Raw genomic sequence first — 15,515 nt, 5'->3', positions numbered from 1 at the left:
CGCCAGCCGGTAAAGATTCATAACGCAGAATATGTTACTGCGCGGAGATTGCAAGGATGATCCGACACCGTATCGCGCCGCTTCGCGAAACCGCGTTGCGCATTCAGGCCGCGATCCGATGTTCGTAGAACGGCCGGTCCCGATCGTCGAGAATCGCGTACATCGCCGCCAGATCGCGCGGATCGGGATTCAGCCACGCGTCGATATGCTCGGGTTTGATCGGAATGATGCAGCGATCATGCCCGGCGGCGGCAACCTCGGGTGGCGGCTCGTCGGTGATGGCCGCGAAAGACAATAATTCGGGCTCGTCCTTGCCGCTCCAGCGGGACCATAAGCATGCGACCAGCATGTCGTGAGGCGGATCGGGCCTGAATTCGAGGCGCACGTTTTCATCTTTCTCGCCGGGCGCGAGTACACGGCCTTCCATCCGCGCGCGCGATACGTTCTCGTAGAAAGAACTGGCCAGCACGAGTCCATGCGAATAACCGAATAGCGCTTTCCAGAAACCTTCGAGACTGTCGCGCCGGGCGTTGTACGTGCCGGGATAGCGGGTGTCGTACGAGGCGGGCTTGCCGGCGAGGCGGCACTGATAGCGCATCGGCTTGACGACGCGCTGGCCGTTTTCCATCACCATCACCGGGGCGTAGTAGCCCGGGAAGATGCGCGAGTCGGCTGGTTGGGGATCGGCTCGCCCGAGGTCGTCGAGCCGCTCGAGCGTGCGGTCGATCTTGTCTTTGGCGATCCGTTTGCTCTCGGTCGCCGCTTTGGTGACCTTGGTCTGCAGGGCGCGCTCGGCATCGGCGAAGCGGGTGCGTTGTTTGAACAGTTCCTGTTCGAGCTTCACGGTCTGCTGCGATCTGAAGCGCTCGATCAGCGCCCAGACTTCCCGTTCCGGATCGGACTGCGGTTCCGAGAAAGCGTCTTCCATCGCTTTGGGAATTTTGGCCTGATTGTCTTCTGCGCGTTCGAAGAAAAGGCGTGCGAATTCCTCGATGCTCATCTGCGCGCCGAACATGCGGACGTAGCGCCGGTAGTCCGCCAGAATCTGAGCCGAATAGCACATGGATGCCTCCGTTTGCCGTTCCGATGATACGCATTTGCGCGCGCGCGTCAGCAGAAGTCTCTGCTCGTCGTTTGCAGCTCGCCTAGCAGATGGGACATATCGACGAGCCGCTGCGCGACGAGGTGCCGTACTTCTCCCTGACACTGCCATGTGCCGTATACGGCGAGCAGCGCGGCGCCCAATGCTTCCTTGCGCTGCTTTTCGAGCAGGCTCGGCCAGATGATCACATTGACGTTGCCGGTCTCGTCTTCGAGCGTGACGAACACGACGCCTTTGGCCGTGCCGGGACGCTGACGCACCGTCACCAGTCCGCAGGCGCGCGCGAGGCGGCCGTCGCGATAGGTCCGCAGCGTCGAGGCCGGCATCAGCCGGTTCGCGAGCAACTGCGGCCGCAGCAGTTCCAGCGGATGGCGGTTGAGCGTCAGGCCGAGCGAGCGGTAGTCGGCGACGATGTCGTGCGCTTCGCTCGGTGCGCCGAGTTCGGGCGTTTCGTCCTGAGTCGCCGCGGCCGCGAGCATATCCTTGTCCGGCACCGCGGCGACCGACTGCCACAGCGCTTCGCGGCGGTTTCCCGCGAGCGCTGCCAACGCATTCGCATCCGCGAGCGCATGCAGGTCTTTGCGGTCGAGCTGCGCGCGGCGCGCGAGATCGTTGACGCTCGCGAACGGACGAACCGCGCGCGCGTTCTCGATCCGTTCGGCGGCGCCGTCCTTCATGCCGCGCAGCAGCGAAAGACCGAGACGCACGGCGGGGCGCGTCGCCCCCGCACGGGGTTCGAGCGACGAGTCCCAACCGCTCACCGTCACATCGACCGGCAACGCCGTGACGCCGTGCCGCTGCGCATCCTGAACCAGTTGCGACGGCGAATAGAAGCCCATCGGCTGGCTGTTCAGCATCGCGGCGAGAAAGGCCTCGGGTTCGTGACACTTGAGCCAGCTGCTCGCATAGACGAGCAGCGCGAAACTGGCCGCGTGACTTTCGGGGAAGCCATATTCGCCGAAGCCCTTGATCTGCTCGAAGATCGCCTCGGCGAAGGCCAGGTCGTAGCCGCGCTCCTGCATGCCGAGCACGATGCGGTCGTAGTATTTCTCGAGTCCGCCCTTGCGTTTCCACGCGGCCATCGCGCGCCGCAGCTGGTCGGCTTCGCCGGCCGTGAAGCCGGCCGCGAGAATCGCCACCTGCATCACCTGCTCCTGGAAGATCGGCACGCCGAGCGTGCGGCCCAGCGCGGTCTTCAATGCGTCGCTCGGATAGGTCACGGGCTCGAAGCCCTGGCGGCGCTGCAGATACGGATGCACGGCACCGCCCTGAATCGGACCCGGCCGCACGATCGCGACTTCGATGACGAGGTCGTAGAAGGTCTCTGGCCGCATGCGCGGCAGCATGCTCATCTGCGCGCGCGATTCGATCTGGAATACGCCGACCGTATCGGCGGCCGAAATCATCGCGTAGGTCGCCGGATCTTCAGACGGAATGTCCTGCATTTCGAAACGTTCGCCGCGCTGTTCCGACACGAGGTCGAGCGTGCGCCGGATCGCCGACAGCATGCCGAGCGCGAGCACGTCGACCTTCAGCAAGCCCAATGATTCGAGGTCGTCCTTGTCCCACTCGATCACCGAGCGATCGGCCATCGCCGCGTTTTCCACCGGCACGAGCCGCGTGAGCTTGCCGCGGCTGATCACGAAGCCGCCCGAATGCTGCGACAGGTGGCGCGGAAAATTCAGCAGTTGCGCGGCGAGCTTCGCCCATGCCTGGATCAGGGGCTTATCCGGATCGAGGCCGGACTCCGCGAAACGCGCGAGCAGATCCCGGCGGCCATCGAACCATTGATGCGACTTCGCGACCGCATCGACGATCTGCGGATCGACGCCGAGCGCCTTGCCCGTTTCCCGCAGCGCACCACGCGGACGATAGGTCGACACCGCCGCCGCGATCGCGGCGCGGTCGCGGCCGTACTTGCGGTAGATGTACTGGATCACTTCTTCGCGGCGCTGATGCTCGAAGTCGACGTCGATATCCGGCGGCTCGCCGCGCTCCTTGCTGATGAAGCGCTCGAACAGCATGTTGCCGCGCGCGGGATCCACCTCGGTCACGCCGAGGCAATAGCAGACCGCCGAGTTCGCGGCCGAGCCGCGCCCCTGACACAGAATGTTCTGGCTGCGCGCGAAGCGGACGATGTCGTAGACGGTCAGGAAATACGGCTCGTACTGCAGGTCCGCGATCAGTTCGAGTTCGTGCTCGATCTGCTGCTGCACGTGATGTGGAATGCCCGCCGGAAAACGCCGCTGCGCGCCGATATAGGTCTCCTGGCGAAGATAGGAGGCGGGCGTATGGCCGGCCGGCACCAGCTCGTCGGGATACTCGTAGCGCAGCTCGTCGAGCGAAAACGTGCAGCGGCTCGTGATGTCGAGCGTCGCGGCCAGCGCGTCTTGCGGGTACAGGTTGGCGAGCCGCAACCGCGAGCGCAGATGCTGCTCGGCGTTCGGCGCGAGATCGTAGCCGCATTCATGCACCGGCCTGCCGACCCGGATCGCGGTCATCGTGTCCTGCAGCGGCTTGCGCGAGCGCACGTGCATCACGACTTCGCCGAGCGCGACGACGGGCACGTCGCGGCTGCGCGCGACGAACTCGACCGCGCCGCGATGCATGTCGTCCATCGCGCGTTGATGCAGCACGAGGCCGACCCATGCGCGGCCGGTGAAGGTTTCGTCGAGCCATTCGACCTGCGCGTCGAGCGCGTCTTCGCCGGCCGGGAAATCCGGCACCAGAATCGCGAGGCAGTCGGGCATGCCGAGCAGGTGGCGGTATTCCTTCTCGGGCCGCGACAGATCCTGCGGCGTGAGCCGGTATTCGCCCTTGGGCGCGCGCATGCGCGCCAGCGAGATCAACTCGGACAGATTGCCGTAGCCGTTGCGGTTGCGGGCGAGCAGGATCAGGCCGAAGGCCGGCGAACCATCGGCATTGACGAGCCGGAAATACGAACCGACGATGAACGGCAGCTGCGCTTGCTTCGCCGCGACATGCGCGCGCACGACACCCGCCAATGAGCACTCGTCGGTGATCGCGAGCGCCGAGTAGCCGAGTTGCGCGGCACGCCCGGCCAGTTCCTCAGCGTGCGACGCGCCCCGCAGAAACGTGAAGTTGGAAAAGCAGAACAGCTCGGCATACGCCGGCAGCATCGTGAAAGTGGTGTCCATGGCCGTTCATCCGCGCATATCAGCCGCGCCTGTCAGCCGAACAGGCCATGAAGGAACCAGCGTTGCTCTTCTTCCGCGTCGCGGCTGCTCACGCGTTCGCGGTAGATCCAGTAGCAGCTCTGGTCGTCCGCCTGCGCGACGAAGTAATCGCGCGTGACGAGTTCGCCGTCGAACCAGCCGCTCTCGATGCGCTCGCCCGGCGACACCATGCGCAACGGCGAGCCATAGAACGGGCGATGCTGGCGCATCAGGAGACGCACGGGCGTGTCGAGCATCCATGTGGGGCGGGGCAGATTCTGCGGCAGCGCTGCGGGCTTGAACGGCTGCGACACCGGCAGCCAGCGGTTCGCGATCTCCGGGCGATGATCGGCGCTCGGCGCGGGTTTCAGCACGTTCTCTTCGCCGAGCCGCGCGACCAGCAGTTCGAGCAGCCGCTCGTGATCCTCCTTCGAGCCGCCCGGTTCGGGAAACAGCGTCGCGGACGCGGGCGCGGCCGACTCGACGTTCGATGCGTCGAGCCGCAACGCAAGCACCGGCGCGGCGAGCTCGATACGATGCAGCCGCTCCTTGAGCAGCCGCATCAGATGTTCTTCGCGCCAGGTCGGCTCGCCGAGCGCGATGTCGAGCGGAGTCGGCTCGATCGCGTCGCGTCCGCGCTCGTGTTCGAGCGACAGGCGAATGCCGCTGACCGCCAGCTGTTTCGCGCACAGCCATCCGCACAGTTGCACGACGAGCCGCTGCGCGCCGAACACCGCGCCATCGGCGTGTTCGAGCCGGTCTGGCATCTCGATGCGCGCCGAGAACGTGGGCGGTAGTTCGAGCCAGTCGAACAGTTCGGGCGCGGTGCCGAACGCGCGGTCGAGCGAGTCGAGCAGATGTTCGCCGCAGCGGCGCTGCAAGCCGGCGCGGGGCAGCCGGCGCAGATCGGCGATGCGCTCGCAGCCGAGGCCCGTGAACCAGTCGGCGAACGGGCGGACTTCGGGCACGGCGAGCATCGGCAGGGCGCACAGGCGCTGCTCGAGCGATGCGAGCTTCAGCACGCGCCGGTTGCCGAACTTCGCTAGCAGCCACGCGCCCTGGCCGGTCGGCGCGGCACTGATGCGCGCGGTGAAGCCGAGCGCAGCGAGGATGGCCTTCGCATCGCGGCACAGCGCGAGCAGGCCGCCGAAGAGCCGCAGACTCGCGCCGATCTCGACCGCGACCGTCGCTTCGTCGAGCAGCGCGACTTCGGGCGAGAAGCGCATCAGCGCGATACCCACGTCGCGATGGGCCGCCGCTTCACGAGCGCTGTCGCGCTCATACATCTCCGTTTCCGGCGACAGCGTCAGCACGCCGCCGCGCTTCATGCCCGCACGCACGCCTGCCGAGCGCGCGGCGGGGTCGGCCATGACCACCTTGTCTTTCTCCAGCACCGCGCAGCCATGCGCGGGCTCAGGCGACCACTTCGGTCTGAAGACCTCGAGCGGCAACTTTGGCAGATGAACGGCGAGAAAGACGCGCATGTCGGGAAAGCAAAATGGGAGTGGGTTGCAGGGGAATCGACAGGGGCTCTGCGCGAGCGGGCCCTCGTCGTTTCACGATGTCGATGGTTAGCCCCTCGGCCGATGGCCTGAGCGCGAGCCGCAGCAGCGCGGGCGACGCGTCCTGCGCGGTGGCGAGCGGCCGCACCATGATGAACAGCGTCTCCGACGACTGCGCGGCCAGATGCAAACGGCGCAGCGACGACGCCTGCGCGTACTGCGCCCAGAAGATCAGCGCGCCGCAACTGCCGGCGCGCAGGATCTGCTCGGCGGACCACAGCGCGTCGGCGGTTTTCGGCGCATTGATGCGCAGCACCTGCTGCAGCGACAGGCCGATGTAGCTGAGCCCGAGGCCGTCCGGCGTGTGCGGCGGCTGCACGAAGGCGACCGGACGCTCGCCGACGGCGCTGAGCGCCGGCTGCAACAGCCGCAGTTCGCCGACGCCGGCCTGCTGCACCAGCAGATCGACCAGCGCGCCGAGCGGCCAGCCCCCGCCGGGCAACTCCGCCGACAGCGCCGGATAGCCGGTATCGACGCTGCGGCCGCGGCCAGCGCCAAGCTGGGACGCCCGCCACAAGGACGGGTGAATGGCTTCCGGTGCTGGCAGGGCGGCTGTCATTTGCGAAAATACCTGTATGGATATACAGTATCCTACATCGTTTTCAAGATATCGCGAATAGGCACTTTTTTCGGGAGCGGATGAATGGATATGCGAGTGCGCAAGCCGGCCGGGCATCCGATGCCCGAGATCGCGGCGTTCGTGGCCGAACTGAAAGCGGTGTTCGGCGAAGAGGGCATCGATGAAGCGGTTCGCCGCGGCAAGGCGGGCGAGCCGACCTTTCATGCGCGGGAAAACGGCCGCTCAGCGGGGACGGCGACGCCAGTTACGGAGAACGTCTGGCGCGTGGACCGTGCGGTGCGCGATCGCCATTACTGCGAGGGTTGCGACGGCTCGTGCGTTGGCAGCACGAAGTCGTGCCGTCCATAATTGCGGCATCTCTCAACCTCGGAGAACCCCATGCTGCGCATGTACCTCGGAAGTTGCCATTGCCAAGTCGTGAAGTTCGAGGCTCGCATCGATTTCGAAGCGGGCACGTCGAAATGCAATTGCAGTTACTGCAGCAAGCTGCGGTTCTGGCACGTACAGGTTCGCCGGGAGGACTTTCGTCTCCTTTCCGATGAAGCCGCGCTGAGCGAATATCAGGGGAACAACGCAGTCGCGCATCATCCGTTCTGCAAACGCTGCGGGGTCCACGTATTCGATCGCATCGACATGCCGAACGGCACGGGGTATCCGTATATCAACGTGAACATCATGTGCGTCGATGAACTCGATCTCGACATGGCGTTGAATGCGCCGGTGACCTATCGGGATGGGCTGCGCAACGACTGGGGCAATCCGCCTGCGCAAACACGGCATCTTTGATTGCCGGGGTCAGGGCGCTCTTCGCGGATGGTGGGGAATGTCGGGCTGGTGGGCGTCCAGATGATGGCGTTCGCACGCGAACTGAACGAACTCGGGCTTGAACCGCGCAGGCTCGTCGAGCGTGCCGGCATAGAGAGTCACGATGTCCGGCGCATGATGCGGCGTCGCGAATAGCAGGCTGCCGCAATGAGCGCAGAAGTTGCGCGTGGTGGGCATTCCACTGCCGCCGATCTTCGTATAAGGCCGGATCTCGCCTTTGAAGGAAAACCCGGCGGCTCTCACGACGACGACCGGCAATCCCGCGGAACCGGAAGCGCGTTGACAGTCGCGGCAATGGCAGATCAGTTGCGCGAGCGCATCGCCGCGAGCTTCGTATTGCACCGCGCCGCACAGGCAGCCGCCCGTCCAGGGAGTCGACATCGATCTTCTCCGGTTCAAATGATCCCGCTGTCTGTTCGGCACGCCAGGAATAGATGCGGCGCACCGTAGCTTAGCAGGGCACGAAAGTCGTTCAGCTATCGCATCGAATCAGCGAGCGAAGCGTCGGCAGGTGGTCGAAGCCCCGGATCCGTTCGAGCGCGGCGGCCTCGATCTGCCGGACCCGCTCGGCGGACAGATGCAACTGCTCGCCGATCTCACGCAGCGAATGCTCACAGGCGACGTCGATACCGTAGCGCAGGCGCAGAACCCAGGCCTCGCGACGCGGCAGGCTGCCGATCACCGACGCCACGGCGGCACGCAACTGCGCGGCGCTCGCGTGGTCCTCCGGTGACGGCGAACTGTCATCAGCGAGCGTGTCAGTCATGGTCAGGTTGCTTTCCGAGGTAACGGGAAGGTCCGCGGAGAGCGGCTCCATCACGATGCTCATCAGCTCCCTGACTTTGTCGACCGACACACCCATCCGGGCAGCCAGTACGGCGGGCGCGGCCGCGTTGCCGGTACGCTGCGCATGTTCGCGGGCGAGTCTCGACAGCTTGCCGAGCGCGTCGGCGGTGTGCGTCGGCACGCGGATCATGCGCCCCTGGTCGGCAAGCGCGTGTGTGATCGCCTGGCGGACCCACCAGGTCGCATAGGTCGAGAACCGGAAGCCGCGTCGGACGTCGTAGCGATCGACGGCTTTCATCAAACCGAGGTTACCTTCCTGGATCAGGTCGAGCAGCGGCATTCCCCGCTCGGCATGGCGTTTGGCGACGGAAACGACGAGCCGCAGGTTGCTTCTGAAGAGCGTTTGTCTGGCTAGCTGTACGGCACGTTCGATGCGGGCGAGCCGCGCGTCGAGCGCGAACGCCGTCTCGAGCGGCAGGCTCGATGAAGCGGCGAGCCGCGCGAGTGCCCGGTACACGTCCGCGAGTGCCGGCGCGTGTCGCAGCAGTGCCGTGCGACGTTCCGGATACGCCGCGAGGCAGGTTGCGACCCATGCATCGGCGTCGCTGGAGGGCGCGCAGACCGTGGCAGGGCGCGTCGTGGCATCTACCCCCGCTTGGGCCAGCAGCGCATCGAGTCGCTGCGCGAGGCGGCGCGCTTCGGCAACACGCTGGCGTAACGGTGCGCTCATCTGCTCGATCGACCGCGAATTCAATCGCAACGGGCGCATCATGCCGGCGCTTTGCCGCTTGAGCGACCAGTAGTCCGCTGTGGTGTGACCGGCGCTCCCCAGTGCGTCGCGCATCGCGATGGCGAGCGAGATGGCGGGTTCGAGCCGCGCGATCACCGCTTGGTTGATGACCTGACCGTCGCGCGGCGCTTCTTCGTCGGCGGGTCGTTCGGCCGCCTCGTCATCGGACGCGGACGGTCGATGCGCGAGCGGCGCGCTCATGGTCCCGCTCATGGTCCCGCTCATCGTCCCGCTCAAGTAGTAGGTGGCCGGCGTCGTACCTGCACGGATCTCGCGCTGGATCGATACGAGCGCGTCGAGCGCATCCGGATCGCCCGACAATGCCTCGATGCACGCGATCCGTCCGCGTTCGAGACGCAGCGCGAGCGCGACTTCCTCTTCGCGCTCGAGCAGCGGCGTCGTTCCCATCTCGCGCAGATACAGTTTCACCGGATCGCTCGTGTGGCCCACGAGCAGATCGAGCGGCGCGCCCGGCACGGCGTCGGCGTTGACGAAATGCCGCTCGGGCGGCCATGCCGGCTGGGTTGCGGCAGCCTCGCGCACGGCGATGCCCAACTCGCGCAGCGTCATCGTGGCTGCGGCGATCTGGGCGTCGTCGTCGGCATGCTGCGGGAGGGCGTCGACGATGTCGCCGCGCGTGAGGAAGCCGCGCGCAAGGCCGAGTTCGATCAGCGCCTGAAGAGGGGGCGACGCGTCTTGGCCTGCCGGCACGCTCGCCGTATCGTCGGTGGCGGCGGTGGTGGCGACCTCGCCGGCCGTCGCGCGTGCGCCGTTTCGCGACGCACCCACCGACCAGCGCTCAAACTCGTGGCGCATAGACGTTGCACCAGCCGTCAGCGGCAACGGATTTGCCGGGGAACATCGGGCAGGGTCCTGAAGCTTCGCCCGCCGCGCCCGTGTAGAAGCGGCAATTCGCGCAGGTCTGGCCCGCGTGATACTTGGGGAACTTCGCGGCGTCGACGCTGCTCGCTTTCGCACGATAGCCGAGCGAGCTGGCCGCGGCGTCGTTTTCATCGACGGCAGGCGGCGCGGCGAACGCGATGTCGGCGCTGGCGAGCGCGGCACACAGGCCCGCGGCATGGAGAATGAAGTGTCTGCGATTGTGAGAGACCATGATGATGCCCTGAGAAAAGAAATGGGTCGTCCATGCCGCCTTCGATTGAAGCGGCACGGCGTCGTAATGCAGTGCGAAGCAACGTGTTAGTGGCGCGGTCCCGCGTTCAGCGGTGTTTTCGACGATTGCGCGGCCTGCGCGGTCAGCTTCGCGTTGCCGGTGTCGTAGCCGTTCGTATAGAGCAGGAAGGCCATCAGATCGGCGTACTCCTCGTCGCTCATCTTGCCGGGATGATCCGCGGGCATGTTGGTCGACATGTACTGATAGATGCCGCCGATCGTCAGATGCGAATTCGCCGCCGGCGCGAAGGCCGGGCCCATCAATGAAGGCGCGGTGTTGCCTTCGAGCTTCTCGCCGTGGCATTTCGCGCACGAATCGGCATACAGATGTTCGCCGTGGGTGACCTGATCGTGATCGAACGACGGTGCCTCGGTCGTCGCCGCGACCTTGATGAAGCCGCCGGCGGCCGGCATGCCGCTCACGCGCCATACGTCCGCATGCGGTGACGCTGGCGTCGGGCCGTCGAGATAGCGCACGAGGCTCGCGTGCGTGGCGAGCGGGGTGGCCGCAGTGGCCGGAGTGGCCGTGTGCGCCGAAGCGGTTGCGATGGCGGCTGGCAGCGCCCAGTTGCGCGTCAGCGCGGCAAGCCGGCCATCGTTGCGCAGGCGTGTGAGCGCGTCGTCGATGCGCTTTTGCAGAGGCTGCTTGTCGGGTCCCGACGCGAACACGAGATTCCAGTCGGCATACGGCGATTCGGCGGCGGCGACGTCGAAGTGCTGCTGCGGGTGCGCATGCCGATACGCGACCACGGCCGGGTACCAGACGATCGCGCGCTGCGCGCGTCCTTTCGCGAGGGCGTCGACGGTCAGCTCGGAGGTGGTTTCCAGATCGAAGCGCGCGTTCTTCTGCTGGACCGCGATCAGTTGCGACGGACTCGACCAGGTGGCGGCAATCGTGATCTTGCCGTCCGGCGCCGCGACGCCGGTGTTGGCCGCATGCGCGCCGCGCAGCGTGACGCTGACATAACCGGAGTGCAGATAGCCCTGCGAAAACAGCAGGTGCGAATCGGAGCCATCGGCTACGCTCGAACGCGGAAAGCCCGCGATCACATCGCAGTTGCGCTGCAGCGATTTCGAGAGCTCGTGTGCGGAAATGCCGTCGTCGCCGCCGTCATCGTCGATGCCGCGCGACGCGAACGTAGCGGCAATGCCCGCGGTGCTCAACACCGCGCGTGCAACGGACTTGTCCAGCTCGGCCGAAGGGCTGCCGGGCATCGTGCACACGCGCACGCTGGGCGACGTCTGCGCGGCAGCCTGGGCGGCAACATGTGCGGCGCCGGCGACCAGCGCGCTGGCGAGAGCAACCTGAGTGAATCGAATGTTCATGATGGTGCGTTCCTGTGATGGCGGGAACACCGCGCCCGCATGGGCTGCGTGCAGGCGCGGAGAGATGCAGCCGCGAGAGTCGGAGATGCGCAACGATGCGGATGCGGTGGCTGCGCTCAGCTGCGATCGAGCGCGAACACATACAGCGTGCCGCCGCGCGGAACGTCCTTCGCGACGTCGGCCATCGGGCCGCCCCAGATCGGATTCGCACCGCCGTAGCCCGCGAGCACGGCTACGTACTCCTTGCCGTCGACTTCGAACACCGAAGGTTGCGCGATGATGCCGCTCGCGAGTTGCGGGCTCTCCCACAGCACCTTGCCCGTCGTCACGTCGAACGCGTACAGATGGCCGTCGAGCGAGCCGCTGAAGGCGAGGCCGCTGGCTGTCGTGGCAACGCCGCCGTTCCACGGCATTTTGGTCCAGTGGCCCCACAGCTTCTTGCCGGTATTCACGTCGATGGCCTGCAGCTCGCCATAACCCTGGCTGCCCGGTTCAGGCTGGATCTCGAAGCCTTCGCCGAGGTAGGGCAGGCCCTCCATGTAGCTGACCGATTTGCCGGACAGGCTCATGCACGCATGCAGCGACGGCACCACCGCGATGTGCCGCTCGGGATCGTAGGAGGTCGACCACCAGTTCTTGCCGCCGAGAAAGCTCGGGCAGGTGTTGATCGTCGTGCCGGCCTTCGGAAACCGGCTTGCGTCCTGAATCGGCTTGCCGTCGGCGGTGTAGCCCGTCACGGACAGCGTCTTGACGAACGGCTCGGCGTAGATCAGCTTGCCGGTCTTGCGGTCGATCGCGTGGAAGAAGCCGTTGCGGTCGGCATGGATGATCGCGTCATACTTCTTGCCCTTGTAGCTGATGTTGGCAAGCACCGGCGTGTTGACGCCGTCGTAATCCCACGTGTCGTTATTCGTGTACTGATAGTGCCATTTCAGCTCGCCGTTCTTCGGGTTGAGCGCGAGCAGTGAATCGGAGTACAGGTTGTCGCCGGGGCGCAGCGCCGCGAGCCACGGTCCCGGATTGCCGACGCCCCAGTACAGCGTCTGCGTGGCAGCGTCGTAGGTGCCGGTCAGCCACGCCGCGCCGCCGCCATGTTCCTGCATGCCGTCGGGCCATGTGTCGCTACCCTTTTCGCCGGCACTCGGGATCGTGTAGCGCTTCCAGATGATCGAGCCGTCGTCGGGATTGAGCGCGGCGATATAGCCGCGGATCCCATATTCGCCGCCCGACGTACCGACCACGATCGCGCCGTCCAGCGCGAGCGGCGCCAGCGAGAACGCGTAGCCGAGACCCGGTTCGAACATCTGCTTCTTCCACACGACGTTGCCGCTCTGCGCGTCGATTGCGGCGACCTCGCCGCTCAGCATCGCCACATAGACGTTCTTGCCATACAACGCGACGCCGCGATTCACGACGTCGCAGCATGCGGTCTTGAACGACTCGGCGCCGAGCTTCGGCTCATATTTCCACAACTGCGTGCCGGTTTTGACATCGAAGGCGTAGACATTGTCTTTCGGCGTACTGACGAAAAGGTAGCTGCCGTTGACGATCGGGGTTGCTTCGAAGCCTTGCTTCAGATCCGCGGGGAACTGATAGCTCCAGGCCTGCTTGAGACCGGCGACGTTCGATGCATCGATCTGCTTCAGCGGGGAATGCGACTGGCCGCTATAACTCCGGTAATAGGTGAGCCAGCCCGGGTCGCTCTGTGCCTGAGAGAGACGCTCGTAGGTCACGGGGGGATAGTCCGGGGCGGCGTCCACCGGAGCCACGTTCAGTGCCATCGCGCTCGCGATGCTCGCTCCAAGGATAGCCAACCGGCTTGCGGCGGGCGAACGGTTCTTCATGGTCGTCTCCTGAGTGTTTGTCGATGCAGTGCCGGGAGAGGCGTCGCCCCTTTGTTCTGTGTCGATCCGGTTGCGATGGCGTTACTGCAAGTCGCATGCCATTTTTTCGAGCGAGTCGGAAAGGGCGGCGCGCCTGAAATGTGGGGCTGGTCACATCGCCCGCGCGGCGCTCCATGTGTTGCATCCCGGTACAACCCGGCGCGGCGGAGTGTTGAGAAAAAGGACAGTCGGAGCGCGAGCGCGCATCGCCAACGTCGCTAAATCGGATGGCCCGGAGCTTGCTTAAGAAGACGGAGAAAAGTCTGGCAAGGTACCAGGCTTTCCAGGAGGGAGACAATGCGCGATGACGTTCACCCGGCCGTGGCTCAGACGGCCGTACGGTCCAATGACTTTCCCGCGCCGGCAATCCAGAAAGCGCACGAACGGTCCGAAACGTTTGGTCTATGCGCGTCGGCGCGGCCGGATTACGAAGTTCTTTCGAACGCGGGACTCGTGCTCAAACGTGAGCAGAACCGGGTGTTGTGCGCGCACGCGATGCCGGTGATGGAGACGCTGCACGAACAGATCGCCAACACGCAAAGCATGATCGTGCTGACCAATGCCGAAGGGCTGATCCTGCATTCGATCGGCGACGACGACTTCCTCGCGCGCGCGGAGAAAGTCGCGCTGCGCCCGGGCGCGAACTGGGCCGAGGACCGCCAGGGCACCAATGCGATCGGTACGGCGTTGGCCGAGCGCTGTGCGATGGTCGTGCACGGCGACCAGCACTACCTCGCGGCAAACCGCTTCCTGACCTGCTCGAGCGTGCCGATTCTCGACCCGTATGGTGACGCGATCGGCGTGCTCGACGTGACGGGCGACTACCGCAGCTATCACCAGCACACGATGGCGCTCGCCAGGATGTCGGTGCAGATGATCGAGAATCATCTCTTTACGACCACCTTCCACGAAACGCTGCAAGTGTCCTTCCATAGTCGTCCTGAGTTTCTCGGCACGCTGATGGAAGGCATCGTGGCGTTCACGAGCGACGGACGCTTTCTGTCGGCCAACCGGAGTGCCCAGTTCCAGCTCGGCATGTCGCTCGCCGGGCTGCGCGCGCATACGCTGTCGTCGCTGTTTCAGACTACGAGCGCGCAGCTGATCGATCGCATGCGCTCGAGCCTCGACCCGCACCTGATGCTCAACCTGAGCAGTGGCGCGGTGGTCTGCGCGCGCGTGCAGTTCAGGCGGGCCTCGCTGGCCGAAGGCAGCCGCCCGGTCGCGGTGCACGAGGGCGCGCGCGCGGCGGCGCGCGAGGAGCCGGCGCAGACCGCTGCGGGGCTCTCGCGTCTGAGCTATCTCGACACGGGCGACCCGCAGGTCGCCGCGGTCATTGCGAAGGTCAAAAGGGTGATCGGCAAGGACATTCCGATCCTGATCAACGGCGAGACCGGCACGGGCAAGGAACTGCTCGCGCAGGCGATCCACAACGATTCGCCGCGTTGCGCCGGGCCGTTCGTGGCGGTCAACTGTGCGTCGATTCCCGAGACGCTGATCGAATCCGAGCTGTTCGGCTACGAGGAGGGTGCCTTCACCGGGGCGCGGCGCAAGGGCGCAATCGGCAAGTTGCTGCAGGCGAACGGCGGCACGCTGTTTCTCGACGAGATCGGCGACATGCCGTACTCGCTGCAGGTGCGGCTGTTGCGCGTGTTGCAGGAACGCGTCGTCAACCCGCTCGGCTCGACGAGAAGCATTGCGGTGGACGTCGCGATCATCTGCGCGACGCACCGGGACCTGCGCGAGATGATCACGCAAAACCGCTTCCGCGAGGATCTCTACTACCGGCTCAACGGCCTCGTGGTGCGTCTGCCGCGGTTGCGCGACCGTACCGACCTCGCGGTCGTGATCGAGAAGATGCTGCTGCGCGAATCGATCGCCAGCGCGAGCGGGCAGCCGCTTCATGTCGCGCCCGATGTGATGGCGATGTTCGAGCGCTGTCCATGGCCGGGCAACTTCAGGCAGCTCGGCAACCTGCTGCGCACCGCGGCGGCCATGATCGACGCGGACGGCGAGATCCGGCGCGAGCACTTGCCCGATGACTTCTTCGATGACCTGCGCTGCGGCGTCTCGCCGGGCGGCGCTGCGGATGCGCGAGGCGCGGCCAACGCGTTCGTGCCAGAGTGCGCGCGCCTGCAGGACGTGACCGTGTCGGCAATCGCCGCCGCGCTCGCGCGGCATGGCGGCAACGTTTCGGCGGCCGCGCGTGAGCTCGGCGTGTCGCGCAACACGATCTACCGCAAGATGCCGGCGGTCGAGCCGGATCGTATGGTGGACGACTTCTGATCCGACTGCGCCGCTTGCATCGGCATGCC

General features: G+C 65.8%; 12 protein-coding genes. 3 read left to right on the top strand and 9 right to left on the bottom strand.

Features of this window, described 5'->3' with window-relative positions; genetic code table 11:
- Positions 1–103 precede the first annotated feature (103 nt).
- Genes L0U84_RS12240 through imuA form a run of 4 tightly spaced genes read right to left on the bottom strand, consistent with a single transcriptional unit; the run spans position 104 to position 6,399 of the window.
- Complete coding sequence (locus tag L0U84_RS12240) at positions 104–1,063, bottom strand: SOS response-associated peptidase family protein (protein WP_233850170.1); 960 nt, start codon at positions 1,061–1,063, stop codon at positions 104–106.
- Positions 1,064–1,110: 47 nt separating this feature from the next.
- Entirely contained in the window at positions 1,111–4,260 is a 3,150-nt protein-coding gene (locus tag L0U84_RS12235) for an error-prone DNA polymerase (protein ID WP_233850168.1), read from the bottom strand.
- Between the two features lie 32 nt (positions 4,261–4,292).
- Positions 4,293–5,762, bottom strand: a complete 1,470-nt coding sequence (locus L0U84_RS12230) for a Y-family DNA polymerase (RefSeq protein ID WP_233850166.1) — start codon at positions 5,760–5,762, stop codon at positions 4,293–4,295.
- Positions 5,692–6,399 carry a translesion DNA synthesis-associated protein ImuA gene (gene imuA / locus L0U84_RS12225; protein ID WP_233850164.1) on the bottom strand — a complete coding sequence of 236 codons (708 nt, stop codon included), beginning with the start codon at positions 6,397–6,399 and terminating at the stop codon, positions 5,692–5,694. Before imuA ends, L0U84_RS12230 begins: the two co-directional genes overlap by 71 nt.
- Before the next feature lie 84 nt (positions 6,400–6,483).
- Between imuA and L0U84_RS12220 the strand changes: the two genes are divergently transcribed.
- On the top strand, positions 6,484–6,768 hold the full coding sequence (locus L0U84_RS12220) for a hypothetical protein (RefSeq protein WP_233850162.1): 285 nt from the start codon (positions 6,484–6,486) through the stop codon (positions 6,766–6,768).
- A 30-nt stretch (positions 6,769–6,798) separates the two neighbouring features.
- Positions 6,799–7,206, top strand: a complete 408-nt coding sequence (locus L0U84_RS12215) for a GFA family protein (RefSeq protein WP_233850160.1) — start codon at positions 6,799–6,801, stop codon at positions 7,204–7,206.
- Positions 7,207–7,215: 9 nt separating this feature from the next.
- On the opposite strand, the gene L0U84_RS12210 is transcribed toward L0U84_RS12215, so the two are convergent.
- The 5 genes from L0U84_RS12210 to L0U84_RS12190 all read right to left on the bottom strand — a co-directional run bounded on the left by L0U84_RS12210 (position 7,216) and on the right by L0U84_RS12190 (position 13,164).
- Positions 7,216–7,626, bottom strand: coding sequence for a GFA family protein (locus tag L0U84_RS12210; RefSeq protein WP_233850158.1), 411 nt, complete (start codon positions 7,624–7,626; stop codon positions 7,216–7,218).
- Between the two features lie 91 nt (positions 7,627–7,717).
- Entirely contained in the window at positions 7,718–9,637 is a 1,920-nt protein-coding gene (locus tag L0U84_RS12205) for a sigma-70 family RNA polymerase sigma factor (protein WP_233850156.1), read from the bottom strand.
- Positions 9,621–9,935 carry a high-potential iron-sulfur protein gene (locus tag L0U84_RS12200; protein WP_233850154.1) on the bottom strand — a complete coding sequence of 105 codons (315 nt, stop codon included), beginning with the start codon at positions 9,933–9,935 and terminating at the stop codon, positions 9,621–9,623. The genes L0U84_RS12205 and L0U84_RS12200 overlap by 17 nt, the downstream gene beginning before the upstream one ends.
- Positions 9,936–10,021: 86 nt before the next feature.
- A complete protein-coding gene (locus L0U84_RS12195) occupies positions 10,022–11,320 on the bottom strand; it encodes a c-type cytochrome (protein ID WP_233850152.1) in 1,299 nt (432 codons plus the stop codon).
- Between the two features lie 116 nt (positions 11,321–11,436).
- Positions 11,437–13,164 (bottom strand): methanol/ethanol family PQQ-dependent dehydrogenase, encoded by a 1,728-nt coding sequence (locus tag L0U84_RS12190; RefSeq protein WP_233850150.1) that lies wholly within the window; start codon positions 13,162–13,164, stop codon positions 11,437–11,439.
- A 336-nt stretch (positions 13,165–13,500) separates the two neighbouring features.
- On the opposite strand from L0U84_RS12190, the gene L0U84_RS12185 reads away from it, so the two are divergent.
- A complete protein-coding gene (locus L0U84_RS12185; protein WP_233850148.1) occupies positions 13,501–15,486 on the top strand; it encodes a sigma-54-dependent Fis family transcriptional regulator in 1,986 nt (661 codons plus the stop codon).
- Positions 15,487–15,515 lie beyond the last annotated feature (29 nt).

This window comes from Paraburkholderia sp. HD33-4, assembly GCF_021390635.1.
Taxonomy (GTDB): domain Bacteria; phylum Pseudomonadota; class Gammaproteobacteria; order Burkholderiales; family Burkholderiaceae; genus Paraburkholderia.
Note: the sequence above shows the minus strand (reverse complement) of the source record. Positions and strands in the feature narration are given on the sequence as shown.

Excerpts from the sequence above, each read along its gene's own strand:
- L0U84_RS12240 (WP_233850170.1), bottom strand. The coding sequence starts at position 1,063 with ATGTGCTATTCGGCTCAGATTCTGGCGGACTACCGGCGCTACGTCCGC.
- L0U84_RS12235 (WP_233850168.1), bottom strand. The coding sequence starts at position 4,260 with ATGGACACCACTTTCACGATGCTGCCGGCGTATGCCGAGCTGTTCTGC.
- L0U84_RS12230 (WP_233850166.1), bottom strand. The coding sequence starts at position 5,762 with ATGCGCGTCTTTCTCGCCGTTCATCTGCCAAAGTTGCCGCTCGAGGTC.
- imuA (WP_233850164.1), bottom strand. The coding sequence starts at position 6,399 with ATGACAGCCGCCCTGCCAGCACCGGAAGCCATTCACCCGTCCTTGTGG.
- L0U84_RS12220 (WP_233850162.1), top strand. The coding sequence starts at position 6,484 with ATGGATATGCGAGTGCGCAAGCCGGCCGGGCATCCGATGCCCGAGATC.
- L0U84_RS12215 (WP_233850160.1), top strand. The coding sequence starts at position 6,799 with ATGCTGCGCATGTACCTCGGAAGTTGCCATTGCCAAGTCGTGAAGTTC.
- L0U84_RS12210 (WP_233850158.1), bottom strand. The coding sequence starts at position 7,626 with ATGTCGACTCCCTGGACGGGCGGCTGCCTGTGCGGCGCGGTGCAATAC.
- L0U84_RS12205 (WP_233850156.1), bottom strand. The coding sequence starts at position 9,637 with ATGCGCCACGAGTTTGAGCGCTGGTCGGTGGGTGCGTCGCGAAACGGC.
- L0U84_RS12200 (WP_233850154.1), bottom strand. The coding sequence starts at position 9,935 with ATGGTCTCTCACAATCGCAGACACTTCATTCTCCATGCCGCGGGCCTG.
- L0U84_RS12195 (WP_233850152.1), bottom strand. The coding sequence starts at position 11,320 with ATGAACATTCGATTCACTCAGGTTGCTCTCGCCAGCGCGCTGGTCGCC.
- L0U84_RS12190 (WP_233850150.1), bottom strand. The coding sequence starts at position 13,164 with ATGAAGAACCGTTCGCCCGCCGCAAGCCGGTTGGCTATCCTTGGAGCG.
- L0U84_RS12185 (WP_233850148.1), top strand. The coding sequence starts at position 13,501 with ATGCGCGATGACGTTCACCCGGCCGTGGCTCAGACGGCCGTACGGTCC.